The sequence below is a fragment of the Streptomyces violaceoruber genome (genome assembly GCF_033406955.1).
Taxonomy (GTDB): Bacteria; Actinomycetota; Actinomycetes; order Streptomycetales; family Streptomycetaceae; genus Streptomyces; species Streptomyces violaceoruber.
This window is the reverse complement of sequence record NZ_CP137734.1, coordinates 8485550-8510690: the sequence shown is the minus strand read 5'-3', so window position 1 is coordinate 8510690 and position 25141 is coordinate 8485550. Positions and strand designations below refer to the sequence as shown.

Genomic DNA, 25141 nt, shown 5'->3' with positions numbered 1-25141 from the left:
CAAGCCGAGGGACGGCACCCGGGGGGGCCGGAAAGGATGACGGAACCCTTACGCCGCTCCGCCGACGCCGACGCAGCCGGTAGCCGCGCCGTCCCCGTCGCCTCTCTCATGGCTCCGCAACACCGGGGCCACGCGCGTGTCTTCGTCCGCGAGGGCCAGTGGGACCGCTCGGCCGACACCGCGACCGGCCCCCTCACGAAAGCGGCTTCTCGGTTCGGCGACAACCACCCCGGTCAGGGGGCTGTCCCCCGTCGGCCGTCACCCACGCCGAGGCTGCGAGGCGTGGGAGGCCGACGTGTCAGCGGACGGCCCGCGCGAGGGCCTCGAGGATGCGGGCGGGCTCGCTGCGGATGACGTAGTTCGGGTGGACGTCGATCCAGCGCAGCACGCCCTCCGCGTCGACGATCGCCACGGTCGGCATGAGGATGTCGCGGGTACCGTCCGCGTTCACCTCGGTGAGGTCCAGGCCGAGCGAGGCCTGGGCGTGCTGGACGCGATCGGTCGGCCGCGTGACGATGCCCAGCGCCCGGCCGATGTGGTTGCCGGGGTCGGAGAGGACGTCGTAGGAGAGGTCGTTGGTCTGCGCCATGGTCAGCGAGCCGTCCGGCCTCTGCGGGCTGACCGCGATCATGGAGACGCCGCGCTCCGCCAACCGCGGGGCCAGTTCCCGCTCATAGGTGCGCAGCGCCAGGTTGCAGTACGGGCACCACGCGCCGCGGTAGAACACCACGACCGCCGGGCGGCCCTCGCGGACCTGCTGGAGCGTGGTGGCGTTCCCGTGCACGTCCAGCAAGGAGGCGTCGGGCATGAGGGATCCCGCTGTCGCGATGCCCGAGGGAACTCCGGCCGCGTCCAGCTCGGCCTGCTCGGCGCCGAACGCCTCGAGTGCCTCGGACGGAGTCCGGTCGGCCATGCCCTCGGCGAGCACCGCGGCCTGGTCGGCGATGGGTGTGGTGGTCATGATCGTCCCTTCGGCACAGGAGCGGCGGAGACATGTCAGTCGTAGTCCGCCACGCCATTTCTAGAGTGATGGCTCTAATGCTTGCCCTGCCGAAATTAGAATGTCAACTCTAGAAAGTGGTAGCTTGAGGAAATGACGAGCAGTACCGGGACGCGACGTCTGACCGCGAAGGGGCGGGCCACCCGCGACCGCATCGTGGCGGCGGCCGCTCAGCTGATGTACGAACGCGGCGTCACGGGCACGAGCACCGAGGACATCCTCAAGGCCGCCCGTGTGGCCAGCCCTTCCCAGCTCTACCACTACTTCGGCGACAAGCGGGGACTGGTCCAGGCCGTCATCGAGCACCAGACCGAGCAGGTCCTCGGCTTCCAGAAGCCGCTGCTGAGCCGACTGGACAGCATCGAGGCACTCGAGGCCTGGCGCGACGCCGTCGTCGAGGCGCAACACGCCCGAGACTGCCAGGGCGGCTGCCCCCTGGGTTCACTGGCGTCGGAGCTGTCCGACCTCGATCCGCAGGCCCGCGCCCGGCTCGTGGCGGGTTACGAACAATGGGGCAACGCCATCCGTGAAGGCCTGCGATCCATGCGGGAACGTGGCGAACTCGACGGCGGCGCCGATCCGGACCGGCTCGCCCTGGCGCTGCTCACCGCCTTGCAGGGTGGTCTGCTCATGACGCAGACCCGACGCGACACCATCGCCCTGGAGGCCGTCCTGAACACGATGATCGACCACATCCGCTTCCGCACGACGCCCTAGCCGCGCCCCTCGACGTATGGGGACCCGCCGCCCCGGCGGTGGCCCTCCTCACCCGCACACCAGCGCGCGCAGGCGGCGGTTGGTCTCCGTCACCGCCACGGTCAGGTCCCGGTACGGCTCGTCCCACGGGTCCTTAACTGGCTCTAACAAAAGCTGCTGATCATGAGGCTGTCGGCCGCTCTGCTCGTATGTCTGGTTATGGGAAATCGTCAGTCGCGGCCGTGGATCGTGTCGGATGAACTGTGGTCGTTGGTCGGGCCGTTGCTGCCGAAGCCGGGTCCGAAGAAGGCCGAGGGCAGACCGCGGGTGCCGGACCGGCAGGCGCTGTGCGGGATCCTCTTCGTCCTGCACACCGGCATCCAGTGGGAGTACCTGCCCCAGGAGCTGGGCTTCGGGTCGGGGATGACGTGCTGGCGGCGCCTGGCGGCCTGGAACGAGGCCGGCGTCTGGGACCAGCTCCACGAGCTGCTGCTGAACGAGTTGCGGTCGAAGAACCAGCTGGACTGGGAGCGGGCGGTGATCGACTCCTCGCACGTCCGCGCGGCCCGACGGGGCCCAAAAGCGGGCCCAGCCCGGTCGACCGCGCACGCCCGGGCAGCAAGCACCACCTCATCGTCGACGGCCAGGGCATCCCGCTCGCGGTGTCACTGACCGGCGGCAACCGCAACGATGTCACCCAACTCGAGCCGCTGCTCGACAAGATCCCCGCCGTCGCGGGCCGGGTCGGCAGACCCCGCCGACGCCCCGACGCACTGCTGGCCGACCGCGGCTACGACCACGACAAGTACCGCCGCCTGCTCTGGCAGCGAGGCATCCGCCCCGTGATCGCGAGGAGAGGCGAGCCACACGGCACCGGCCTGGGCATCTTCCGTTACGTCGTCGAGCGCACGATCGCCTGGCTCCACGGCTTCCGCCGCCTGCGCATCCGCTGGGAGAGACGCGACGACATCCACGAAGCATTCCTCGGCCTCGCCGTCTGCCTGATCACCCACCGCCACGTCCAACGCCTTTGTTAGGACCTTTAAGCCCGAAACCGCGCTGAGGGTTCTCCAGCCAGCTGCACCAGTGCCGGCCCAGGCACCACGGCCGGGCGGCGAACGCCTCGGCGAAAGCCGTGTAGCCCGCGCCGCGCTCACGCTGGTCACGGGCGGACGCCCGGGGCTCATGAACGTGGGGCACCAGTTACCGGTGTCGGCGATCAGCACAGGCAGGCCGGTCCGTTCGTGCCACCTGCCGATCACGTCCAGGGCCCGCTCCGCGCTCCGGGCCCCCGGAGAGGGGGACGTCTGCACCGACAGCACATCGACGTACGGCGCCAGGGCGTCCAGGACCACGTCGGGCACCCCCGCACGGGTGCCGTAGCGGTCGCCGAGGATCAGGTGGTGCGGGTCATGCCGCCGGATGGCCTGGCACGGGACGCCGGGGGCCTGCCGCCAGAGGCCTCGGCCTGGCCCACCTCATCGCCGCTCCGGATCAGCCCGACCCGGCCGAGACACCGACCGGAACCACGGCCTGGTGCCGGGCCACTCGCCCGTCACGGATGAAACGGGTCGTACGGCGGTGGCGTCGCCGTCGACCAGCGTCCGCCGGGTGTGACCTCAACCCCCGACCTCTCGAAAACCCAGTCGTCGCCGGGACTCCCCGGTAAGGAGGTCCCGACCAGCGCGGCTCCGTACTCGCACCTGCTTCTGCGCTTCGCTGAGGACGGGCCCTGCCGCCGGACCGGGATACGGCCTCACCCCCGGCTCACCAAGTGCACCGTCACCCGGCTCCGTTCAACACCTGCGGGCACCAACCAGTCGGCGCTCGACCGACCACAACCAAGCCCAGCCTCAAAGGCGCCCTGCCTCTACGTGCCGCGAACCTCCTTCGAATATGTGACCCATGCCACATCCAGTTCCTGTCAGGAATCGGGGCGCTGTTCCGCTCAAGTCACCGAGAGCAGCGAACAGACAGGAGCGGCACATGAAGCACCGCATCGTCGTCCTCGGAGCCGGCTATGCCGGGGCGTACGTGGCCGGGACTCTGGCCCGCCGGCTGTCCCGGCAGGACACCGAGATCACCGTGGTCAACGCCGAGCCGGACTTCGTCCAGCGGCTGCGGCTGCACCAGCTCTCGGCCGGTCAGGCGATCGAGGCTCCACAGCTCACCGAGGTCTTCGCAGGCACCGGGATACGGCTGCGCCTGGCCCGTGTCACCGCCGTCGACCCCGAGCGCCAGGTCGTCGCCGTGGCCGACGCCGACGGTGGCGAAGGCCACGGCGAACTCGGCTACGACACGCTTCTCTACGCGCTCGGCAGCCACGTCACCACCCACGGCGTCCCGGGCGTGGCCGAGCACGCCTTCGACGTCGCCGGCCGGCCCTCCGCACTGCGCCTGCGCAAGCGCTTGGACGTCCTGAGCAGGCGGGATGAAGGCGGGAGTGTGCTGATCGTCGGCGTCGGACTGACCGGCATCGAGACCGCCACCGAGATCGCCGAATCCCGGCCCGGTCTGTCGGTAACGCTCATCGCCCGCGGAGAGCTGGGCGCCCAGCTCTCCGCCGGAGCACGCCGCCACCTGCGCCAGGCCTGCGACCGGCTGGGCATCAGCGTCCTGGAGCACACCGAGGTCGAAGCCGTCGAAGCGGCGCGAGTGCTGTGCACCGACGGCACCGCCTTGACATCCGACGCAACCGTGTGGACGGCCGGGTTCGCAGTCAGCCCCATCGCCGCCGCCGGCGGGCTGGAGGTCACCGAGACCGGCCGGATCGTCGTCGATCGCACCATGCAGTCGGTCTCGCACCCGAACGTCTACGCCGCCGGCGACAGCGCCTACGTCGTCGGCGACAACGGCCGACCACTGCCGATGTCCTGCGCCTCGGCCGGATACACCGGCATGCAGGCCACCGCCGCGATCGTGGGACGCCTGACCGGCCGCACGATCCCGAACACCAAACTGGAGTACCTGGGCAATCACATCAGCCTCGGGCGGCGAGACGCGATCCTGCAGATGGTCGACGACGAAGCGCAAGCAAAGCAGAACTATGTGGGCGGCCGGAAGGCCGCGCGAATCAAGGCGGGCATCCTCAAGATGTCGCTGTGGACCACCTCGCACCCGACCTTCGGCCTGCCCAGGCGCAGACACCACCTGGCCCCCGTACCGAATGGATCAGCCGACAAGGCGATCGCGCACTCAGAGAAGACGGCAGCGTAGCCGCCCAGGGTGATCCGCGTGGACAGCACGGCCACTGATCGATTCGACACCAGCCGGTTCGAGGCCAGCCGGAACCGGCTGGCCTCGCTGGCGTACCGGCTACTGGGCTCAGCCACCGACGCCGAAGACGCCGTACAGGACGCGTTCCTGCACTGGCAGTCCGCCGACCGGCAGCAGATCAAGGTGCCGGAAGCATGGCTGACCAAGGTCGTCACCAACCTGTGCCTCGACCGGCTCCGCTCGGCACAGGCCCGCCGCGAACGCGCCGCCGGCGTGTGGTTGCCCGAACCGCTCCTCGCCGGCGACCCGATGCTCGGCCCGGCCGACACATTCGAGCAGCGCGAATCGGTCTCCCTGGCCATGCTGACCCTCATGGAGCGCCTGTCACCCCTCGAGCGGGCCGTCTACCTCCTGCGCGAAGCGTTCTCCTACAGCCACACCGAGATCGCCGAGATCCTCGACGTCACCGAGTCCGCAAGCCAGCAGCACCTCCACCGGGCCCGGCACCGCATCACCGCCACGCGCCGCCGCGGCGCCGAAGTCGACCCGGCGTCCGCCCGGGCCATCGTCGAAGAGTTCCTCGCCGCTGCGACCTCGGGCCGTATGGAACGGCTCGTGGCACTGCTCACCGACGACGCGATCGCGATCGCCGACTCCAACGGCGCGGGCCTGGCCAAAACGCTGCTGCGGTACGACACTCCGGAGCGCGTCGCCGCCATCGCACGAGCCGGTTTCAAGCCCACACCCGCGAAGCGGCGGCTCGCCGGCGGCCCGCCCGCCATCCACTACGCACTCGTCAACCGCACCCCCGCCCTCCTCTTCCTGCTCGGCGACCAGGTCACAGGCACTGTGACGTTCGACGTCACCGACGGCAAGATCGCGACCGTGCGCGGTATCGCCGCCCCCGCCCGCCTCGTCCGCCTCACCGGAACCTGGCGCCGGCACGGACCAAACTTCCCGCTCATCACCCAGTGGTGACCCCGACTCCCACTGCGGCCAGGCACCGTAACCGGTTTTCATGGGTGGTCACTAACCGCCTGTACACAAGCGTGAGGACCTCGTAAGAACACGCACCTTTGTCAATGCTCGCATGCTGCTTTCCCTCGTTGACGTTCGATGGATGGGAACTGGATGGCTACGGAGAGGTGAACAACCCGGCGACATCACGAGTTCGCCCTGCGCCCAGCCGGAAGGCCGGTCCGGATGTCACCGCCGGGCCCGACGCACCGGGCGGTGTCGTGTCGGCGGGCCGAGCCGGCTCGCGGTCGCAGACCCCGGGCCCCGGCGGACACTTGCGCCGGCTACGCCTCCCGCAGTGGCTGGATGACGCGACCGCTGACCTGGTGCGGCAGGACACGGACCCACAAGTCGCGCCTTCCCCCCGCCCAGGGGACGGCCCCACGCCTTCGCGCCAGGGCCTCCAGCGCCTCGCGCTCGACCGGGTGCTCGGCGGTACCCGCCAGCAGGACGCTCCAGCCCAGGCCCGTCATCTCGTCGACGTGGTCGGCCTCGAAGGCGACTGGCTCTCCCGCACGGATGCCCGCCACGCCGGCCGGATCCGTGCGATAGACGACGCTTCGTCCGTCCACGAGGAAGTTGACCGGCACCACCACCGGGGCCTCCTTGCCCGGGCCGGCCACGTAGGAGATGCGGCCGATGCCGTGCGTTCCCAGCCGCTGCCAGCACTCCTGCTCGGACAACCGCACCAGGACCGGATGCGCGGCTGGCCCACCCCGGCCCGGAGGCGCGTCGGTCCGGCCGGCCGTCAACTCCTCGTAGGGCATCTCCAACACGACCGCGAGCCGCGCGAGCGCCCCGGGGTCGAAGTCGCGGGCCCGGCTCTCGACCTCCCGCAAATACGTCGTGGACATGCCCGCTCGCCTGGCCAGCTCGTCGCGGGACATGCCCAGCTGCCGGCGCCGCACCGCCATCCGGTCGGCCATGCGCCCGGCCTCGGAGGAGGGCTGGGCCCCGTCATCTGACCGTTCTGGCTCGGCGTGCACGACTGTCCACTCCATTCCTTGCGCCTTCCTCCAGAGGAGCAGACGCACCGTCCGTCCGCCAGCGCAGTGAACCGGAGCGGAGCCCGCCGCACGCCGTGGGGCCGCATTCGTATCCGGCTCGGGGCTCGTGCGCGCCGAAGGTCCCGCAGGGCTGGGCCAGGCGGTATCGATGGGCGGCCTGTCCGGCCCTCCCCGCGGACCGCACGCTCGACGAACAATGGAGGTGGCGAATGAGTCGCGCGCCGAGAGGACCTCGACGGGGTCTCCAGAGCGCCGCGCGTACAGAACGGAGGCCACGGAAGACCGTCTCAGCACCCGGACGTCCGGCGCAGGAGCCGGACCGCCGGTGGGGTCACCAGGAGGGCTCCATGGCTCAGCTCCGACTCGACCAGCGGACGGTCACCACTTTGGTGGCCGAAGCAACGACCGCTCCGTCGATGCACAACGCGCAACCGTGGCGTTTCCGATTCCTCGCAGCCGAACGACTCGTGCTGCTGCGCGCCGATCCGGCCCGGGCCATGCCCCGGTCCGATCCGGGGAACCGCGCGCTGCACATCGGCTGCGGGGCGGCGCTCTTCAACCTTCGCGTCGCCGCGGTGCACGCGTCCCTCGTGCCACGCATCCGGTTGCTTCCCGACCCGCGGGACCCGTTGCTTCTCGCGTCCGTCCAGCTGGCCGATCTGTCGGAGGCACCGCAGGAGAAGGATCTGTGGCGGCTGCACCCGGCGATACGACAGCGACGCACAAGCCGTCACCCGTTCTCCGAGAGAGACATTCCCGAGAACGTCCGGGCCACGTTGCAGGCCGCTGCGGCACGAGAGGGAGCGACCTTGCTCTTCCCGGGTCTGTGGCACGTCGACACCCTGCTCGAACTGGTCCGCGATGCCGAGAGCCGCGACCTGGTGCGTGCGGAGGAAGACGAGGACCTGGTGCGCTGGACGAGACTCGGCGGTGAGGTGGACACCGCCGTCGACGGCGTCCCGGCGTACGCCTTCGGTCCCCGCAAGAGCGACGGAAAGGCCCCCGTCCGCGACTTCTCCGGACGCAGGCCGGTGCCCGACCGGGGAAGTGCGGCCTTCGAGCGCACTCCGCACCTGGCCCTGCTCGGCACCCGCGGTGACGGCCCCAGGGACTGGCTGGCGGCCGGCCAGGCACTGGAACGCGTTCTACTGGAGGGCACTCTGCGGGGGCTGTCCACGTCCTTGACCTCTCATCCGCTGGAGGACCGCGAGCTCCGCCTGCTGACCCGAGACCCCGGGTCGGGGGTCGGCCATGTACAGATGGTGCTTCGGCTGGGGTACGGGCCGAAGGGCCCGGCCACGCCTCGACGGCCGGTACCGGACGTACTGAGTGTCGTCTGACGGACTCTCTCCCCCACCGGGTCGGCCGGCATGGGCGACGGACCGGGCCGGCGGCGCCCGGATGCAGCACGAAGGGCGATGCGGTAGTCCTGGTAGAGCGCACCAAGTTCACCCAGCGGAGGCTGCCTGTGATGTCGTCGGCCGTCGGCGCGGGACTTGACGCCCGGGAGGCACGCTGTGGCTGAGCCGGGAGGCCACGAGGGTCCGGCGTCGACACAGCGCGCGAAGGTCTGTGAGACGCACACCGCGATGGTCTTCTTCGTGGAAGATCGCGTGTACAAGCGCAAGAAGCCGGTGGATCTGGGCTTCTTGGACTACACCACCCGGTCGTCGCGCCGCGCCGTGTGCGAGCGCGAGATCGAACTCAACCGGCGGTTCGCTCCCGACGTGTACCTGGGCCTGGGTGAGCTCCGCACCCCGGGCGAGCAAGAGGCCGAGCCGCTCGTGGTGATGCGTCGCATGCCCGATGATCGCCGTCTGTCGCACCTCGTCCGGACGGGGGCGCCCGTCGCTGACGACCTACGGGCCGTCGCCAGGCATCTGGCCGCCTGGCACTCCGCCGCCCCCCGGGGCCCCGCCATCGCGGAACAGGGGACCCGGGACGCCCTGGCGGCGCGGTGGGAGGCCAGTTTCACGCAAGTCGACGTCCTGGCGGCCAAGGGTCCGACCCGGGACGAGACCGGGGAGGTCGAACGGTTGGTCCGCCGCTATCTCGCGGGGCGCAAGCCGTTGTTCGATCTCCGCATCGAACAGGGGCGAGTGCTCGATGGGCACGGTGACCTTCTCGCCGACGACGTCTTCTGCCTGGGCGACGGACCGCGGATCCTCGACTGCCTGGAGTTCGACGACGCACTCCGGTACGTCGACGGTCTCGATGACGCCGCGTTCCTGGCCATGGACCTCGAGTCGCTCGGTGCGCCCGAGTCCGCGGCATTCTTCCTTGCCCAGTACGGCGAATACTCCGGTGACCCCGCACCGCCGTCCTTGTGGCACCACTACGTCGCCTACCGTGCCTTCGTCCGCGCCAAGGTCTCCTTGATCCAGGCGCGGCAGGGCGCGCCCGGCGCGCACGCGACGGCGCGACGGCTCGTCCGGATGGCGCTGCGCCATTTGAGGGCCTCGGCCGTCGGCCTGACGCTCGTCGCCGGACTTCCCGGCACCGGGAAGTCCACGCTGTCCGGCGCGCTGGCCGACCGTCTCGGAGCGGTGCTGCTCAGCAGTGACCGTCTACGCAAGGAGATGGCAGGGCTCTCCCCGCAGCAGACCGCCTCGGCAGACTACGGCGAGGGGCTGTACACCCCCGAGTGGACGGCCAGAACCTACGCCGAACTGCTGGACCGGGCAGCGGCCCTTCTGGCCCTGGGCGAATCCGTGGTTCTGGACGCCACGTGGATCGACTCGGCCCAGCGCGAGGCGGCACGGCATACCGCCGAGAGCGCGGGCGCCGACCTCGTGGCCCTGCACTGCCACGTGCCCGACGACGTGACAGCTGCCCGACTGAGCACTCGTGCCCCTGGCGCATCCGATGCCGACCTCGGCGTGGCCGAAGCCATGGCGGCCGAGGAACAGCCATGGTCCGGGGCGGTCGGCGTCGACACCGGCGGCTCCCTGGAAGCCGCGGTCGGCCAGGCGCTGGCAGCCGTCCGGCCCTGGGGCTCGGACCAGGCCAAGGTCTTTCGACGCCCCTACATGGAGCCGGACTGACGCATGACGACGACCCGACCGGCCTGTGAAGGAGCCGATCGTCTCCCTGGCCTAGGGTGGCGCGCCGCGCTTCCATGGAGTGAGCGGATCGACGTTGCCGCGCCGCACGGACCGAGGTGCCCATGGACCGCTTTCTCCTCGTCGCGCGACTGCGCCGCTCGACGGCGGTGCTCGCGTCCCCCCTCCTCGAGCGTGGGCTCCTCGCCGTCACGACCGCGGCTCTGACAGGTGGCGGCGTCGCCCACTTCCTCGACGCCGACGGCATCGCCGAGCTCTTCTGGGGACTGGGTACCGTGGCCGCCGTCATCCCCGCGGTGGGCTGGGTGCTGGTCGCACTCCGGCGGGGGCACGCCGGCGTGGACCTGATCGCCGTACTCGCGCTCGGCGGCACCCTGGCCGTCGGTGAGTACCTGGCCGGGGTCCTGATCGCGCTCATGCTGGCCACGGGCCGCACCCTGGAGGGGGCCGCTCAACGACGCGCCTCCCACGACCTGCACGCCCTGCTCGCACACGCGCCGCGCTCGGCCCGCCGTCGCACCGGCGACGGCGTGGTGAGAGTACCCCTGAGCGAGATCACTGCCGGGGACGCTCTGGTCGTCGGCCCGGGTGAGGTCGTCCCGGTCGACGGCCGCGTCGAAAGCACCGAAGCCGTCCTCGACGAGTCGGTGCTCACCGGTGAACCCCTCCAGGTCACACGCCAACGGGGAGAAGGGGCACGCAGTGGCGCGGTCAACGCCGGCGGCGCGTTCGACCTGCGCGCCACCGCCATCGAACAGGACAGCACCTACGCCGGCATCGTGCGGCTCGCCCAGCAGGCGGGTGCGGAATCGGCGCCGGTGGTGCGGCTGGCGGACCGGTACGCCGCCTGGTTCCTCCCGCTGGCCCTCGCCACGGCGGCACTGGCGTGGCTGGTCAGTGGCTCCGCGGTGCGTGCGGTCGCCGTTCTGGTGGTCGCCACCCCGTGCCCCCTGCTACTGGCTGCTCCGGTGGCCGTCGTCTCCGGTCTTTCCCGTGCCTCCCGCCGCGGTGTGGTCGTCCGGGACGGCGGAGCGCTGGAGAACCTGGGCCGGGCCCGCACCCTCCTGCTGGACAAGACGGGGACCCTGACCGTGGGCCGCCCGTGCGTCCTGGATGTGGTGGCTGCTCCGGGCCACGTGCCGGCGGAGGTCCTGCGAGTGGCCGCCTCGCTGGACCAGCTTTCGCCTCATGTGCTGGCCCAGGCGATCGTCGACGCCGCGCGGACTCGGAGACTGGAGCTGTCGGCGCCGACGGAGGTGACGGAGGAGCCGGGTCGGGGGGCCAGTGGCGTCGTGGAGGGCCACCGGGTCTTCATCGGTCGCGACGACCCCACCCGGGCGCGGCCGGCCTGGGCGAAGGCGGTCGGCAACCGCGCCCTCCTCGACGGGGCGAGCGTGGCATGGCTGACTGTCGATGAACGCCTCACCGGTGCCGTCCTGCTGCGCGACGCCCTGCGCCGCGACGCTCCGCACGCCGTGCGCCGGCTCCGGTCCGCCGGCATCGAGCGACTGGTGATGCTCACGGGCGACCGGGCGGCCACGGCTCAAGAGGTGGCGGCCGTTCTGGGACTCGACGGCGTCCGCGCCGAGCTCGGTCCCGCCGACAAGGTGGCCGCCGTGCGCGGTGAACGCGAGCACGCCGTCACGGTGATGGTCGGCGACGGGGTCAACGACGCACCCGCCCTGGCCGCTGCGGACATCGGTGTCGCCATGGGTGCCCGGGGCACCACGGCGTCCTCCGAGGCGGCCGACATCGTGCTCACCACCGACCGCGTCGACCGCCTGGCCGACGCCGTTGTCATCGCTCAGCGGTCACGCCGTATCGCCGTCCAGAGCGCCCTCGGAGGCATGCTGCTGTCGCTGGGTGCGATGGCCGCGGCCGCGCTCGGTCTGATCCAGCCCGCCGCCGGTGCCCTGCTGCAAGAGGGCATCGACGTCGCAGTCATCCTCAACGCGCTGCGCGCCCTGCGCGCCGACCACGCCGGGCAAGGGGTCCTCGCTCCTGCCACCGAAGCCCTCATCCACCGTTTCGCCGCCGAGCACGAGGACCTGCAGGACGTTCTCCAGGCGGTGCGCGACGCCGCGGACCGCCTCTCCGGTGTCCCCGGGCCGACGGCCCTCGCGAGCGTCGAGGAGGCGCACCGCCTGCTCACCGAGCGACTGCTGCCGCACGAGTACGCCGAGGAGCATCAGCTCTACCCGGCTCTCGCACCGGCTCTCGGTGGCCCCGAGTCCACGGTGACGATGAGCCGCGCGCACACCGAGATCGGACGTCTGTCCCGCCGCATCGCCACCCACCTGCAACTCGCTCGCACGAACGGCGGCCTGGCCCCCGAACAGCTGGACGACCTGCGCTCCTGCCTGTACGGCCTCAACACGGTGCTGCGTCTGCACTTCACCCAGGAGGAGGAGAGCTACTTCTCCCTGGCTCCGTGACGTGGCCCCACGAGTGAACCCAGTGCCGCGTCGAGACGGCGGCCGGCCTCTTCCGCCACGGGCGCCATGGCGTCGAGACCCGTGAGGGTGACCATGGTGTCGGGGTCGATCACCTCGACGATCACCCGGTCGCCGTCGCCGCGGACGACGACGTTGCAGGGCAGCAGGAGCCCGACGGACCGGTCGACCCCCAACGCCCGGTGCGCCAGCGGCGGATTGCAGGCTCCAAGGATCAGGTAGGGCTCGATGTCCTGGTCCAGTTTGGCCTTGAGAGTGGCCTGAACGTCGATCTCGGTCAAGACCCCGAAGCCCTGGTCGGCCAGGGCCTGACGGACGTCCCGCTGCACGTGCTCGAACGGGCCATCCAGCGTGATGGTACGGCCGTAACGCATGGGCTTCCTCCCGATTTCCGAGGTTTCCGGAGTACCCGGCCGGGAGCACTCTTCACACGAGGCCCCGTGGGAGTCCACGACGACCGACACGCCTTTCCGGCCGTCGGGAAGCCGACCGGGTACCGGTACGCGATCAACACGCATATGCGCCGCTCGTGCCCGAACAGTACCGTGCAGACACGGAACGCATCGGAACTCGGTGGAGGCAGGAGGCCGCATGGCAGGCACGGAACTCCGCAAAATCTCAGGCAAGGTGTACGAGAAGGAGTTGCGGCGCCTGCAGATTGAATTGGTGAACCTTCAGGAATGGGTTCTGACCGAGAAGAAGCGCGTTGCCGTGGTGTTCGAAGGACGGGACGCGGCCGGAAAGGGCGGCACCATCAAGCGGCTCACGGAACACCTCAACCCGCGGGTGACGCGGATCGTGGCGCTGCCCAGACCGACCGAACGAGAACGGACACAGTGGTATTTCCAACGGTACGTGGAGCAGCTTCCGGCGGGCGGCGAGATCGTTCTCTTCGATCGCAGCTGGTACAACCGGGCCGGGGTCGAACACGTCATGGGGTTCTGTACCGACGACGAATACCGACGATTCCTGCGTCATTGCCCTGTCTTCGAACGAATGCTTGTCGAGGACGGGCTCCTGCTGCGCAAGTACTGGTTCTCGGTGAGTGACGTGGAGCAGCAGGAGCGCTTTCGACGCCGCCTCCAGGACCCGCTGAAACGCTGGAAACTCTCCACGATGGACCTGGAGTCGATCACTCGGTGGGAAGCCTATTCCCGCGCCAAGGACGAGATGATGGCCGCCACGGACACCCCCGAGTCCCCGTGGTACGTGGTGGAGAGCGACGACAAACGCCGGGCGCGGCTCAACATGATCGCCCACCTCTTGGACTCCCTCCCCCATCACCGCGTGCCACCGCCTTCACTCAGGTTGCCGGAACGCCCCCCGCCGACGGGTTACACGCGGTCGCCCCGGGACCGGCAGACGTACGTCCCGGACCACGCGGCTCGCTTGTGACGGTTGCCCGCCCGTGACGCCGGGTTCCGGAGCCGCACGTCGAGGCGTCAAGTCGCCTGAGGCACCACAGCGACCGGGCAGGCCGCGTGCTGCAGCAGCGTGTGGGTGACCCGCCCGAGCTGAAGACCGAAGTGTCCCGACCTGTGGCGTGCTCCGACCACAACGAGGTCGGCGGCGGCCGTCCGATGGACCAGCACCTTGCGGGCCGGTCCTTCGATCGTCGTCTTGCGCAGCCTCACGCTCGGGTGTTCCGCAGCGGCTTCGGCCACCAAGGTGTCGATCAGAGCGGAAGCCCGCCGCTCGGGCTGATCCTCCGAGTCGTCACTCGGTGCCCCCTCGTCGGTGTTCTCGTACGCCGGGCACCGCCAGGCCCGTACGACGTCCAGCTCGCAACCCCGTACGTCGGCCTCTCGAAAGGCGAACCGCACGGCCGCACCGCTGGTGTCGGGGTCGCCGGCACCCAGCAGGACACGCTCGTGGGAGCCGGACAGCGCCGACTTCTCACCCCTGACAACGACCACCGGGCAGTCGGCCCGAGAGGCGACGGCGAGGCTGACAGAGCCGAGGAGCGCCCCCTTCAGCTCGCCACGGCCTCGGGATCCGGTGACCACGGCGGTGGCGTGCCTGCCTTCGGCCAGGAGGGCGGACACCGCCTCCGCCGGCACCGTGTCGGTGTCGACCGTGAGGCCGGGGTCGTACCGCCGGACGCGCTCCGCGGCGGTGCCGACGATGTTCTCGGCCATCACCTGCTCGGAGGGGCGCTCTCGGCCCATGGCCGGCAGTGCTCCCTCGTACCGCTCCCAGAGAGAGGCGTACACCAGGCGCAACGGGAGCCCCCGGCGCTGTGCCTCGTCCACCGCCCAGTCGATGGCAAGCAGGCTGCCGTCCGACCCGTCGACGCCTACCACCAGGGGGAGTGCCATCATCCCCACCGCCCTTCTCTCTTTCTGCCAGTTCGTGCAGCGGGATTACCACTTTCACGGTGGCACCGGGCGCCCGGGTCCGGCAGGGGGCGATCGGGTCCCTCCGAGGGACCTTCGGCCCCAACGACCGCATTTCGGGCGTGGAGCTGGGCCGGTCGGCCCACCCGTACATGCCGTCTCGGCCCCGTACCGAAGGCCGGGGGGCCCATGGCCCCGCATCATGCCTACGGGCGATCATGAAGTCAGGGGTATCGCGAGACGAGGCGATCGTCATGGAACGGATCCAGGTGACAAAGCGGCCCCGCCCACCACGACGGCCGGATCTTCCTGACCTGCGCACGCCGTCGGGTCGACGTATGCCCTACTAGGGCAGGCGGCACGACGAGGCCGGTCGGCCCTTCCGCCCCGGCGGATCCGCGTGGTGTCCTGGAGACGGCGGGAAGGGCCGCAGGGAACGCGGGGAAGCGGCCGGCGGCGGCGCACCGTGCAACGAGGATCCGCGAGAAGCGGATGTCCTTCCCGCTCTTGGTGTGCCTTCGCCGCCGTGGCCCGTCCGGCATCTGCGGCGGTCCTCCCGCGCCCGGCCCGGACCGCTCCCTCCGTCGTGGCACTCGGTTGGCCGCGCTTGTCCGGGGCCGACGGTCCCTCGGCAGTGCCCGAGAGGCCCATGGTGCCGGCGGCACACAAGCGGCAGGCTGATACCGGGGAAGAGCAGTCGCACCTGGCAGCCGCCCGAGCGACCGCCCCCGACGGACCGCGGGAAGTGGAAGGAAAGGAAACGATGACCTCCACAACTACCCTGCCCATAGCCATGCCGGCGCAGCACCGCGAACGTCTGCTGCGGCTCGCCCGCGAGGTCTCGTTCCCGCCTGGTGCGCGGCTGTTCGAAGAGGACCGGCCCGCCGATCGCTTCTGGATCGTGCGTACCGGAACGGTCGTTCTGGACATCCGCGTCCCCGACGGGCGCAACGCCGCCGTCGAGTCGCTGGGCCATGGCGAACTGCTCGGCTGGTCCTGGCACTTTCCTCCGTACCGGTGGCACCAGGGCGCCGAGGCACTCAGCCCGGTACGGGCCTGGGAGTTCGACGCGAAGACCGTCCTGACCACGTGTGCCGAGCACCCCGAGTTCGGCCGGGCGATCGCGTCCTGGGTCGGACAGGTGGTGGCCGACCGCCTACAGAAGACGCGTATCCGTCTGTTGGACCTGTACGCCCCGCACGGCAGCGGAATCCTGCCGTGAGTACGTCCCCTCAGGCCGGGTCGAGGAGGAAGCCATGCTCAACAGCCCTCGCACGGTGAATGACGTGATGACGCACACGGCCGTGGCCGTGGGTCCAGAAGCTCCGTTCAAGGACATCATCGCGCTGTTGGACCAGTGGAAGGTCAGCGCCCTGCCCGTACTCGAGGGCGAGGGACGAGTGATCGGCCTCGTGTCCGAGGCCGACTTGCTGCCCAAGGAGGAGTTCCGGGACAGTGACCCGGACCGCTTCACTCAGATGCGCCGCCTGACCGATCTGGCCAAGGCCGGCGGTCTGACCGCGGCGGACGTGATGACGGCTCCCGCCGTCACCGTCCACCCCGATGCGACCCTCGCCCAGGCCGCGCGCATCATGGCGCAGCGGAAGGTCAAGCGGTTGCCCGTCGTCAACGCCGAGGGACTTCTCGAAGGTGTCGTCAGCCGAGCCGACCTGTTGAAGGTGTTCCTGCGCACGGACGACGCCATCGCCGAAGAGGTCGGCCAGGAGGTTGTCACACCGCTCTTCCCCTCGCCGGCGGAGACCGTCCGGGTGGAGGTGTCGGACGGCCGCGTCACTCTCGGAGGGAGGGTCAGGGACACCTCGCTGGTGCCCGTGGCCGCCCGCTTGGCGCGCGCCGTGGAGGGCGTCGTCGACGTCAGGTGGGACCCGACGGACGTCAAAACCTCAGGTGAAGGAGATCAGGCGTTGCGGTCCAACGCGTAGTCAGCCCCGGGGCGCGTCGACCGCGACTCCATAGCCACCCCCACCAGGTGTGGGCAGGACGAACACATCACCCGCCTGCACCGCGATGAAGCCGCAGGCCGCCATCGGCAGGACAGCGCCCTCGCGCTCCACGTGGTGGTGTCCGAGGGCACCCGGCTCGCCGTCTCGACACGGACGCCGTGCGGACCGGAAGCGACGTGCGCTCCGGGAAATCCGGTCTCGGCCCGGCCGAACAGGTCGGGCCGCCCGGCAGTCGCTCCAGCACGCCGGTCATGTCTGCCTCCTTTCCACCATTCCATGATCGTCCCGTCGGGCCCCGCGGGGAAGGTCCTAAGGCCCCGGACGGTGCGCCGCAGCTCCTGCCTCCTCCGACTCTCCGGTCATGCGGTGCCTGGGGCCCGTCAGCACGCACCGCACGTCCACGACGCCCTCGACGGAGCGCACCAGCCGTTCGGCCAGCGGAACGAGCGAGGTGTCCGGCACCCGGCCGGTGAGGGTGACCACTCCCTCGTGCACCTCCACACGGACCGATCCGAGACCTTCCGGGAACCGGCCGCCGACGATCTCCCGGCGGACCTCCTCGGCGATGTCGGGGTCAGAGCGCAGGAACACCCTGAGCAGGTCCGCGCGGCTGACGATGCCCTGGAGCACACCTTCGTCGTCGACGACGGGGAGACGCTTGACCCTGCGACGTGCCATGAGGCGGGCCGCCCGGGCCACAGGTGCCTTCGGGTGGACGGTCACGGCGGGAGCCGTCATCAGATCCTCCGCGGTGACTGCCCGCGCCTTCACCAGCGCTCCGGGAGGACGACTCCGGGGGCCGCGCAGCTGGTCGCTGTCACGGAATTCCTCCTTGCGCAGCACATCTGCCTCGGAGACCACACCGATCACATGGCTTCCGGAGTCGATGACGGGAAGGGCGCTGATCAGCTGTGTCTCCATGGTTCTGACGATGTCCTTGAACGTCGCTCCACCGGCCAGGGCGATGACCCTGCGGGTCATGACGTCCTCAACTCTGTAGGCGTGGCCGTCCATGGCTGCCTCCCACCTGAGCGGAGAGTGTCCCGACAGCTTCAGTATCCGCGACCCTCCCGGCGGGAACACGGGGCCGAGTGGCCACGGGAAGCGGCCGGCCGGCCCTTCCCCACGTCCCGGGGTGCCGGTGACGCTTGTTCTGACCGGGCACGAGCGGCTACGGGCGGGTGAGCACCATGTCGGATGTGACCACTACGGACTTGTACGAAGTCACGATGGCCCTGTCCTACCTTCTCGAAGACATGAGCCGGCCCGCCACCTTCAGTCTGTTCGTGCGTGACCTGCCCTCCGAACGCGGGTTCCTCGTCAGCGCGGGCATCGAACCGGCGCTCGACTACCTCAGCGCCTTCCGCGTCACCCCGTCGGACGTGGAGGACTTCGCCTCCGCGCTGCACCGGCCGTACGCCGACCTCTCCCCGCTGTGCGGGATGACGTTCACCGGCGAGGTGCGCGCCGTGCCCGAGGGACGTGTGGTGTTCGCCGGAGAACCCCTGCTGGAGGTCACCGCGCCGCTCGCGGAGGCTCAGCTCGTGGAGACGTTCCTGCTCAATCAGGTGTCGCATCAGACGGCCGTGGCGTCGAAAGCGGTGCGGTCCGTCCTGGCCGCCGCGGGACGGCCGGTGGTCGACTTCTCGCTGCGCCGCACGCTCGGGACCTCCGCCGGGATGCAGGCCGCGCGCACGGCGGCGCTCACGGGGTTCGCGGGAACCAGCAACGTGGCGGCGGCGGTCCGCTGGGGCCTGCCCGCGTCCGGGACGATGGCGCACTCGTACGTCGAAGCGTTTCCGGACGAGGAGGCCGCCTTCCGCGCCTTCGCCCGCGCCCATCCGGGGCCCGTGACGTTCCTGGTGGACACGTACGACTCGGTACGCGGGGTCCGTACCGCGGCTCGTGTCCTGCGCGATCTGGGTCGGGGACCGGGGTGCGCCGTTCGGCTGGACAGCGGTGACCTCGGTGATCTCGCCCGTCGGGCGCGCGCCGAACTGGATCGCTCCGGTCTTCCCGGCGTCCGTGTCGTCGCCAGCGGCGGTCTGGACGAGTACGGCGTGGACACTCTGGTCCGTTCCGGGGCTCCCATCGACGTGTACGCGGTCGGCACCCGTGTCGGCACGTCCGCCGACGCTCCGTATCTGGACTCGGCGTACAAGCTCGTGGAGTACGACGGCCGCCCGGTCATGAAACTGTCGTCCGCCAAGGTCACGTCGCCAGGGCGCAAACAGGTTTTCCGCCGACCGGGTGGTGACGACGTCATCGCCCTGCGGGACGAGCCGGGTCCTGCCGGGGCGGAGCCACTGCTGCGCACGGTCATGCGTGACGGCCGGCGTCTCGGCCCGCCGGACACCCTGCCGCAGGGACACGCGCGGCTGAGGGCGGACCTGGCGGGGCTGCCCGCCGACGCTGTGCGTGTCCGGGCTCCACGGCCGGCCCGAGCCGTGTTCTCGGAACGGCTGTCCGAGCTGACCGCGGACCTCAGCGACCGCCTCCGCTCGTGATCAATACGTCCAGGTGTGCTGTCCGGCCGGCCCTCTCTCCACTGGCGCGGTGGCGTGGTACCGGGCAGCGTGGACAGGGGCGGACGACGCTTGTGAGCGAGGTGACCATGCAGTCCTCTGAGCCGACAGCACGGGTGGTCGTGGGTGTGGACGGGTCTCCGTCCTCCTATGCCGCGCTGCGCTGGGCCGATCGGTATGCGCGTGCCGTCGGTGGTGTCGTCGAGGCGGTCCATGTCTGGGACACACCGTCCGCCGTCGGTTTCGCCGGTCCGGCCATCGATCCCGATTTCGATCTGGAGCAGGCGCGTGAGCGTTTCGCGGCGGAGCTGGAGGCCACGTTCCCCGGCGAACGGCCGCCGGGTCTGAAGGAGATCCTCGTGGAAGGCGACCCGTCGGAGACCCTGATCCGTGCTTCGCAGGGAGCCGAACTCCTCGTGGTGGGCCGCCGGGGCAGGGGCGCGTTCGCACGGGCGATGCTGGGCTCGGTGAGCCAGCGCTGTGCTCAGCACGCGGCCTGCCCCGTCGTCGTCGTCCGACAGGAAACGGAAAGCGACCCGGTCCACTGATCCGTCTCACCAGCGGGCCGGCGGGCCACTGGTCCGGTGTCCGCGGAGCAAGGCGTCCCCACACCGTCGGCCGCGAGACGTCGCACGGGGCGGGAGCCGCCATACCCGCACGGCTTCAGTGCGGGCTCGTCTGCGTGTCGCGGGCGCTCTCCTCCGAGGGTGCGCCGCGCACCTCCAGCGTCGTCTCCGGCGCCCGGGCCAAGGTGTTCGCCACGGTGCAGTGCGACACCACCGCACGAAGGGCGGCCAGCTTCCCCGCCGGCAGGGTGGGGGCCGTGACAGTCAGGAGCAACGACGCGACGCGAGGCGGTCGGTCGTCAGCCATGTGGAACCCGGCACGGACGGAGAAGCCCTCCCGGCCGGCGCCGTGCCGGTCCAGAAAGCGCCCCGCGTAGTGCGCGGCGCACGAGGCCACCGCCGCCACGAACAGCTCCACAGGCGTGGGGGCGGTGTCCTTTCCTCCGTCGGCGAGCGGCTGGTCGACGGTCAGTACATGCCCACGGACCCGGACCTCGTAGGCGTCTTGGACGACCGGCACCACCTCGACGACTCCGGGTGCCGCACTGGGCTCCGGGTCGACGGCGGCTGCCTGGAACAGCAGCAGACCGGCGAGACGTCTGGCCTCCTCTGCCGTGAGCGACGTCCACAGTTCGTCCTCGTCGTAGGAGGCGAAGGACGTGTCCAGGACGACGCGCCCCATCCGGGTGGGCAGCCCCCGGGGGGTGAACCGGGTGACATTGATCGTACGACCACAGCGTGTGTGCAGTTTCATCTCGTCTCCCGCCGGGTTTCGCCGGTCGGCCTCATTGCCGTCGGCGGGTCCTGGTCCGGTCCCGCGCCGGCCGGGGCGCGTGTCTCCGGGCCCAGGGGCCCTGCCTCGTGCGCCGTGTGAGCACACGTGCCTCAAGAGCCGGACACGGAAGTGATACGTCGTCCTGTCAGACGTTCCGTCTCCACGGCAAGCCACATGGTGCGCCGTCCGCCGGCCCATGGCTCGGTGTGCGCCTTCTCCGCCAGTCGGCGTACCTCCTCCGGGTCCGTCACGGCCCTGCAACGACCGACCGCGAGGACACTCCATCCCTGACTCATGGGATCGTCGATGTGGTCGACCTCGAAGGCGACCTCGCTGTCCACGGCCGCGGCAGTGGCCGCGTCGGGGTCGGTGCGGAACGCGATGGTTCCCTGGGACACCACGTAGTTGAGGGGGAAGACCGCCGGGCCGTCCGGCGTGTTCAGCGCGAGGCGGCCCACTCCGTGTGCCGAGAGCAGGGCCCGGCACTCCTTCTCGTCGAGGTCGCGCAGTGTCGGATTGCGAAGAGCCGCTCCCTGCCCCGGTGGACGGTCGGCACCGCCTCCCTGCAGCTCGGCGTAGGTCGTGCCCAGGGCATCAGCCAGTCGCACGAGGCTGCCGAATCCCGGATCCGCGGTGTGGGTCTCCAGGTAAGCGAGATACTGCGGCGCCATCCGGGCCCGCCGGGCCACCTGCTCCAGGCTCAGTCCCCTGCGCCGGCGCGCCGCGGCCAGCCGTCGACCGAGGTCGCCGGCGCCGGCGGCGATCAGGGAGGAGTCCACCCCTTCGCCGCGGGACACGCCCGAAGGCGCCCCCTGCGACGCCTCCGCCTCTTCTGCCCCGTGGTTCACACGCGCGTCGGGGCCGGGGAACACGAGCGTGACATCCCCGGTGTCGGACCAGCGCACGTCGTACGGCGGAGTTCCGTCGTCGTGGTGGAGGCCGACGATCTCCCCGTCCCGCCGCGTGACGCCGGTGGACGGACTTTCGACGATCAGCCGGTCGCCGAGATGTGCGTACATGACCGCGCCCTCTCCGTCGAAGGAGTTCCTCACTCCAGCCTCGCGCGGGGACACCGCGCCCACCAGGCGGCCGACGGTCCCCGCGGGCCTGCCGAACGGCCCTCATCCTCGGCACGAACGCCCCAAGTCAGGGCGGCTCCGAGCGGCACGTTGAGAGTGAGGAAGTGCGGACTGCGGTGGCATCGGTGCTCCACGGCGGCTCACCGCCGAGAGGAGGCTCGTCATGCGGCACCGGACTGTAGGTGATCTCATGACCCGGCCCGTCGTCGACGTCCGAACGGACGCATCCCTCTAGGCGGTCGCCGAGGCATTGACCCATAACGACGTCACCGCCGTCCTGGTGGTGGACGGCGTCGGCCGCCTCATCGGCGTCGTGTCGGAGGCGGATCTCGTCCGCAAGGTCGCTCGGCCCGGATCCTGCCGAACCGGTCCGGCTGCTCCAGCCGACGGACCGCTCCGCCGGTGAGCACGTCACGATCGATGAGCTGATGACGGCACCCGCAGTGTGCGTGACCGGAGTGGAGCATCGTGGAGGCTGCGCTCCTCATGGTCACCGAGGAAGTCAAGTGTCTCCCCGTGGTCGACGAGGCGGACCGCTGGGTCGGCGTCGTCAGCCGCGGCGACCTCCTTCGGGTGTTCCTGCGCCGGGACGACGCACTGCGGGAAGAGACATCCCGTGCCGTGCTGATCCGGACTCGGGGTCCGGCGCCCACCGGCATGACGGTGGACGTGGACGAAGGCCGGGTGACCGTCGGGGGCCGCGTGGACAATGGGCAGCCGCTTCCCGTCATCGAACGGCTGTGCCTGGGCGTCGACGGCGTCGCCTCGGTCGATCTGCACGTGACCGGCCGGGAAGACCGCACGCGCCCCCTCGACACTCTCGGCCGAGCCCGCCCGACCACGCTTCACGTGGACGTGCCATGAGCGGGAATCCGACGGTCCACACCGGAGAGGCCGCCACCCGCTCCGCATCCCGGTTGTCGGACCCGCCGAGGGTCGGGGCCGGTCGACCCATCCGGATTCCCCGTGCGTGCCCGAACGGCCCCTGGTCGGCAGACCACCGCTGAGTGAGGCTGAAATCGACAGCCGGAGGTGGTCACGATGCGCGCAGGCACAACCATTCGGCGGTCCCTGTGGCGTTGGCGCCGCAATCCGCTGCGTCGCCGCGAGGACGTACTCGAGGCCTGGATCCTCCTGATCGTCTGGCTCGTCGTCGCCCTCGCGGGTCCCGTGGCCGGAGTGCTGGCGGCACACGCCTCGGCACACGGCGCCGCACAACGACGCGCGGAGCGGCACTCCGCAACCGCCACCCTCGTGTCGGACGTGTCCGGCAGTCCTCTGTCCACGGGGACGACTGGAGGCCGGATCGAGGCCACCGTGCGGTGGACGGCGCCTGACGGCACCCGGCACTCGGGCAAGATTCCCGTCGACGAGGCAATGAAGGCGGGCTCGCGGGTCACGGTCTGGACGGATCACCGGAACCAACTGACGACAGCGCCGCCCACCACCGCCCAGGCAGGGGTGGACGCGGCGTTCATGGGTGCCGCGTCCTCCTTCGCCGTCGTCACCGCGGCGGCCGCCGGCTACTACGGCGCGCGAGTCGTCCTCAACCGGCGTCGTCGCGCCGCGTGGGAGCACGAGTGGCAGGACATCGGTTCCCAGTGGGGACGCGCGGCCAGTTGATCCGGGACACGTCGTAGGGCTTCCACCGGCGCGACATGGAACGGTTCTCGGGTGGTGAGGAAGCCCGTGAGGGGGGAGGAGGAGCGATGAGCGACTTCATGGTCGTGGGCGCGGACGGTTCCGCGCCGGGTCTCGAAGCCGTCGTACGGGCGGCTGGTGGCGCAGGCTCTGTCCGCCGCTGCGGTCGTGGTGGGTCATAGGGGTCCCCATCCCTTCCAGGGAGCTCTGATCGGATCCCTCGCGACCGGGCTCGCCGCCCACTCCGAGTGCCCCGTGGTGGTCGTAGGCGAGCCCGAGAATCCGGCGGGTCCTGTGGCCTTGGGAGTCGACGGATCGGCCGCCGGAGCGGCTGCCGTCCGGTTCGCCTTCCGGGAGACTTCCGTGCAGGGTGCGGACATCACCGCCGTGCACGCCTGGACGGCCTGGAACGCGCCGATGCCGCCTCCCCGAGACGAGAGACCGAGCCCTACGCCTGTGAACCCGGCGTGCTCGCCGCGGAGGAAGGGCGGCTGCTGGCCGAGACGCTCGCGGGCATGTGCGCCCGCTCTCGCGAGGTGAGGGTAGAACGCAGCACCGTCCACGGAGCGGCACGGCCGACGTTGATCGAGGAAGGGGGCACGATCACGACGGAAGTCGCTCAAGGCTTTCCTGCCGGCCCAGCGTCCGGCGACCCGGCCCGGCGGACTCGACGCCCGCCGGGCCGGCCGTGTCACACCGCGTTTGCGGCGACGACTTCGCGCTTCGGGCCGCCGAGGACCACCTTGAGCGCTCCGGTGTCGGCTGCCGCGGAGAAGACCTCGTACGCCTCCTCCATGCGCTCCAGCGGGAACGTGTGGGTCACCAGCTGGCCGGTGGGGAGTCGGCCGGACGCCGCCATGCGCAACAGCGTCGGCGTGGAACGGGTGTCGACCAGACCGGTGGTGACGGTGACGTTCTTGCTCCACAGGTCTTCCAGGTGCAGGGTCGCCGGCTTGCCGTGCACGCCGACGTTGGCGACGTGCCCGCCCGGGCGCACCATGCGCGTGCACATCTCGAACGTCTCGGGGACGCCCACGGCCTCGATGACGACATCGGCGCCGAGGCCCCCGGTGAGGTCGGCGACCAGTTGCTCCGGGTCCTCGCGGGCGTCCGCCACGGCCTCGGCCCCGAGCTTCCGGGCGGCCTCCAGCCGGGCGGTGGCCAGGTCCACGACGACGATCCGTTCGGGCGCGAACAGCCGTGCCGTGGCGACCGCGGCGAGTCCTATGGGGCCGGCGCCCACCACGACGACCGTGTCTCCGGGGCTGACGCGTCCGTTGAGCACGCCCACCTCGTAGGCCGTCGGGAAGATGTCGGCGAGCAGCACGGCGTCCTCGTCGGTCACCGCGCCCGGCAGGGAGTGCACGGAGAGGTCCGCGTACGGGACTCGCACGTACTCGGCCTGAGTGCCGTTGATCAGGTGGCCGAGGATCCAGCCCCCTCCGCCGAGGCACTGGCCGTACACGCCCTCACGGCAGTAACGGCACCTTCCGCAGGCGGTGATGCAGGACACCAGGACGCGGTCTCCCGGCCGCACGGTGCGTACGTCCGTGCCCACCTCGACGATCTCGCCGACCGCCTCGTGGCCGAGGACGGTTCCGGGCCGCACCTCGGCCACGTCCCCCTTCAGGATGTGCAGGTCCGTCCCGCAGATGGTGACGGCGTCGACCCGCACGATGGCGTCGGTGGGCTCCTTGAGTTCCGGATCCGGTATGTCCTCCCACGCGGACCGGCCCGGACCGTGGAATACGTAGCCTTTCATCGTGATGCTCACTCTCCTTGTGCTCGGGAGCATCCGGGGCCA

24 protein-coding genes and 1 pseudogene are annotated in these 25141 nt (G+C 70.7%); 16 read left to right on the top strand and 9 right to left on the bottom strand.

Annotation, left to right across the window (positions count from 1 at the left end; genetic code table 11):
* Window positions 1-298 precede the first annotated feature (298 nt).
* A complete protein-coding gene (locus R2E43_RS38370) occupies window positions 299-961 on the bottom strand; it encodes a peroxiredoxin-like family protein (RefSeq protein WP_003978723.1) in 663 nt (220 codons plus the stop codon).
* A 132-nt stretch (window positions 962-1093) separates the two neighbouring features.
* Between R2E43_RS38370 and R2E43_RS38365 the strand changes: the two genes are divergently transcribed.
* The 4 genes and pseudogenes from R2E43_RS38365 (at window position 1094) to R2E43_RS38350 (ending at window position 5890) form a co-directional block, all read left to right on the top strand.
* Window positions 1094-1717 (top strand): TetR/AcrR family transcriptional regulator, encoded by a 624-nt coding sequence (locus tag R2E43_RS38365; protein ID WP_003978722.1) that lies wholly within the window; start codon window positions 1094-1096, stop codon window positions 1715-1717.
* 162 nt (window positions 1718-1879) lie between these two features.
* A pseudogene (locus R2E43_RS38360) lies at window positions 1880-2733 on the top strand (IS5 family transposase).
* Between the two features lie 949 nt (window positions 2734-3682).
* Entirely contained in the window at window positions 3683-4912 is a 1230-nt protein-coding gene (locus R2E43_RS38355) for an NAD(P)/FAD-dependent oxidoreductase (protein WP_003978719.1), read from the top strand.
* Between the two features lie 18 nt (window positions 4913-4930).
* The gene (locus R2E43_RS38350; protein ID WP_332057065.1) at window positions 4931-5890 is read left to right on the top strand and encodes a sigma-70 family RNA polymerase sigma factor; all 960 of its coding nucleotides are present in this window, start codon (window positions 4931-4933) and stop codon (window positions 5888-5890) included.
* 323 nt (window positions 5891-6213) lie between these two features.
* On the opposite strand, the gene R2E43_RS38345 is transcribed toward R2E43_RS38350, so the two are convergent.
* A complete protein-coding gene (locus R2E43_RS38345; protein WP_003978717.1) occupies window positions 6214-6915 on the bottom strand; it encodes a helix-turn-helix domain-containing protein in 702 nt (233 codons plus the stop codon).
* A gap of 368 nt (window positions 6916-7283) precedes the next feature.
* Between R2E43_RS38345 and R2E43_RS38340 the strand changes: the two genes are divergently transcribed.
* The 3 genes from R2E43_RS38340 (at window position 7284) to R2E43_RS38330 (ending at window position 12433) form a co-directional block, all read left to right on the top strand.
* Window positions 7284-8276: an Acg family FMN-binding oxidoreductase gene (locus R2E43_RS38340; RefSeq protein WP_011026893.1), complete on the top strand. Its 993-nt coding sequence runs from the start codon at window positions 7284-7286 to the stop codon at window positions 8274-8276.
* 177 nt (window positions 8277-8453) lie between these two features.
* Complete coding sequence (locus tag R2E43_RS38335; RefSeq protein WP_319216877.1) at window positions 8454-9980, top strand: bifunctional aminoglycoside phosphotransferase/ATP-binding protein; 1527 nt, start codon at window positions 8454-8456, stop codon at window positions 9978-9980.
* 122 nt (window positions 9981-10102) lie between these two features.
* Window positions 10103-12433, top strand: coding sequence for a heavy metal translocating P-type ATPase (locus R2E43_RS38330; RefSeq protein ID WP_332057064.1), 2331 nt, complete (start codon window positions 10103-10105; stop codon window positions 12431-12433).
* On the opposite strand, the gene R2E43_RS38325 is transcribed toward R2E43_RS38330, so the two are convergent.
* Window positions 12412-12825, bottom strand: coding sequence for a DUF302 domain-containing protein (locus tag R2E43_RS38325; RefSeq protein ID WP_011026896.1), 414 nt, complete (start codon window positions 12823-12825; stop codon window positions 12412-12414). The genes R2E43_RS38330 and R2E43_RS38325 overlap by 22 nt on opposite strands.
* Before the next feature lie 217 nt (window positions 12826-13042).
* On the opposite strand from R2E43_RS38325, the gene ppk2 reads away from it, so the two are divergent.
* A complete protein-coding gene (gene ppk2, locus R2E43_RS38320; RefSeq protein WP_003978711.1) occupies window positions 13043-13846 on the top strand; it encodes a polyphosphate kinase 2 in 804 nt (267 codons plus the stop codon).
* A 47-nt stretch (window positions 13847-13893) separates the two neighbouring features.
* Here ppk2 and R2E43_RS38315 read toward each other — a convergent pair whose 3' ends face one another.
* Window positions 13894-14778 (bottom strand): universal stress protein, encoded by an 885-nt coding sequence (locus R2E43_RS38315; protein WP_191848989.1) that lies wholly within the window; start codon window positions 14776-14778, stop codon window positions 13894-13896.
* Between the two features lie 772 nt (window positions 14779-15550).
* On the opposite strand from R2E43_RS38315, the gene R2E43_RS38310 reads away from it, so the two are divergent.
* The gene (locus tag R2E43_RS38310) at window positions 15551-16009 is read left to right on the top strand and encodes a cyclic nucleotide-binding domain-containing protein (RefSeq protein ID WP_030862045.1); all 459 of its coding nucleotides are present in this window, start codon (window positions 15551-15553) and stop codon (window positions 16007-16009) included.
* Between the two features lie 34 nt (window positions 16010-16043).
* Entirely contained in the window at window positions 16044-16730 is a 687-nt protein-coding gene (locus R2E43_RS38305; RefSeq protein ID WP_162495069.1) for a CBS domain-containing protein, read from the top strand.
* Here the strand turns inward: R2E43_RS38305 and R2E43_RS39070 are convergent, their stop codons facing one another.
* Window positions 16731-16943, bottom strand: a complete 213-nt coding sequence (locus tag R2E43_RS39070; protein WP_106517053.1) for a hydantoinase B/oxoprolinase family protein — start codon at window positions 16941-16943, stop codon at window positions 16731-16733. It lies immediately after the preceding gene.
* A 117-nt stretch (window positions 16944-17060) separates the two neighbouring features.
* Window positions 17061-17732, bottom strand: a complete 672-nt coding sequence (locus tag R2E43_RS38300; protein WP_265700934.1) for a CBS domain-containing protein — start codon at window positions 17730-17732, stop codon at window positions 17061-17063.
* A gap of 209 nt (window positions 17733-17941) precedes the next feature.
* On the opposite strand from R2E43_RS38300, the gene R2E43_RS38295 reads away from it, so the two are divergent.
* Together R2E43_RS38295 and R2E43_RS38290 are read left to right on the top strand one after the other, a co-directional pair.
* Window positions 17942-19258 (top strand): nicotinate phosphoribosyltransferase, encoded by a 1317-nt coding sequence (locus tag R2E43_RS38295; RefSeq protein ID WP_265700933.1) that lies wholly within the window; start codon window positions 17942-17944, stop codon window positions 19256-19258.
* Between the two features lie 107 nt (window positions 19259-19365).
* Window positions 19366-19824, top strand: a complete 459-nt coding sequence (locus R2E43_RS38290; protein ID WP_189285210.1) for a universal stress protein — start codon at window positions 19366-19368, stop codon at window positions 19822-19824.
* Between the two features lie 115 nt (window positions 19825-19939).
* Here the strand turns inward: R2E43_RS38290 and R2E43_RS38285 are convergent, their stop codons facing one another.
* Together R2E43_RS38285 and R2E43_RS38280 are read right to left on the bottom strand one after the other, a co-directional pair.
* Window positions 19940-20596: an OsmC family protein gene (locus R2E43_RS38285; RefSeq protein WP_231909086.1), complete on the bottom strand. Its 657-nt coding sequence runs from the start codon at window positions 20594-20596 to the stop codon at window positions 19940-19942.
* 131 nt (window positions 20597-20727) lie between these two features.
* Window positions 20728-21636, bottom strand: coding sequence for a pyridoxamine 5'-phosphate oxidase family protein (locus R2E43_RS38280; RefSeq protein WP_161269935.1), 909 nt, complete (start codon window positions 21634-21636; stop codon window positions 20728-20730).
* 340 nt (window positions 21637-21976) lie between these two features.
* On the opposite strand from R2E43_RS38280, the gene R2E43_RS38275 reads away from it, so the two are divergent.
* From R2E43_RS38275 to R2E43_RS38260, 4 genes are all read left to right on the top strand, one after another.
* Window positions 21977-22102 (top strand): hypothetical protein, encoded by a 126-nt coding sequence (locus R2E43_RS38275; RefSeq protein ID WP_308428313.1) that lies wholly within the window; start codon window positions 21977-21979, stop codon window positions 22100-22102.
* A 62-nt stretch (window positions 22103-22164) separates the two neighbouring features.
* Window positions 22165-22560 (top strand): BON domain-containing protein, encoded by a 396-nt coding sequence (locus R2E43_RS38270; RefSeq protein WP_332057063.1) that lies wholly within the window; start codon window positions 22165-22167, stop codon window positions 22558-22560.
* 177 nt (window positions 22561-22737) lie between these two features.
* Complete coding sequence (locus R2E43_RS38265) at window positions 22738-23319, top strand: Rv1733c family protein (protein ID WP_003978700.1); 582 nt, start codon at window positions 22738-22740, stop codon at window positions 23317-23319.
* Between the two features lie 156 nt (window positions 23320-23475).
* Complete coding sequence (locus tag R2E43_RS38260) at window positions 23476-23877, top strand: universal stress protein (protein WP_322746956.1); 402 nt, start codon at window positions 23476-23478, stop codon at window positions 23875-23877.
* A 151-nt stretch (window positions 23878-24028) separates the two neighbouring features.
* On the opposite strand, the gene R2E43_RS38255 is transcribed toward R2E43_RS38260, so the two are convergent.
* Window positions 24029-25099 carry a zinc-dependent alcohol dehydrogenase family protein gene (locus R2E43_RS38255; protein ID WP_265697205.1) on the bottom strand — a complete coding sequence of 357 codons (1071 nt, stop codon included), beginning with the start codon at window positions 25097-25099 and terminating at the stop codon, window positions 24029-24031.
* Window positions 25100-25141: the final 42 nt, after the last annotated feature.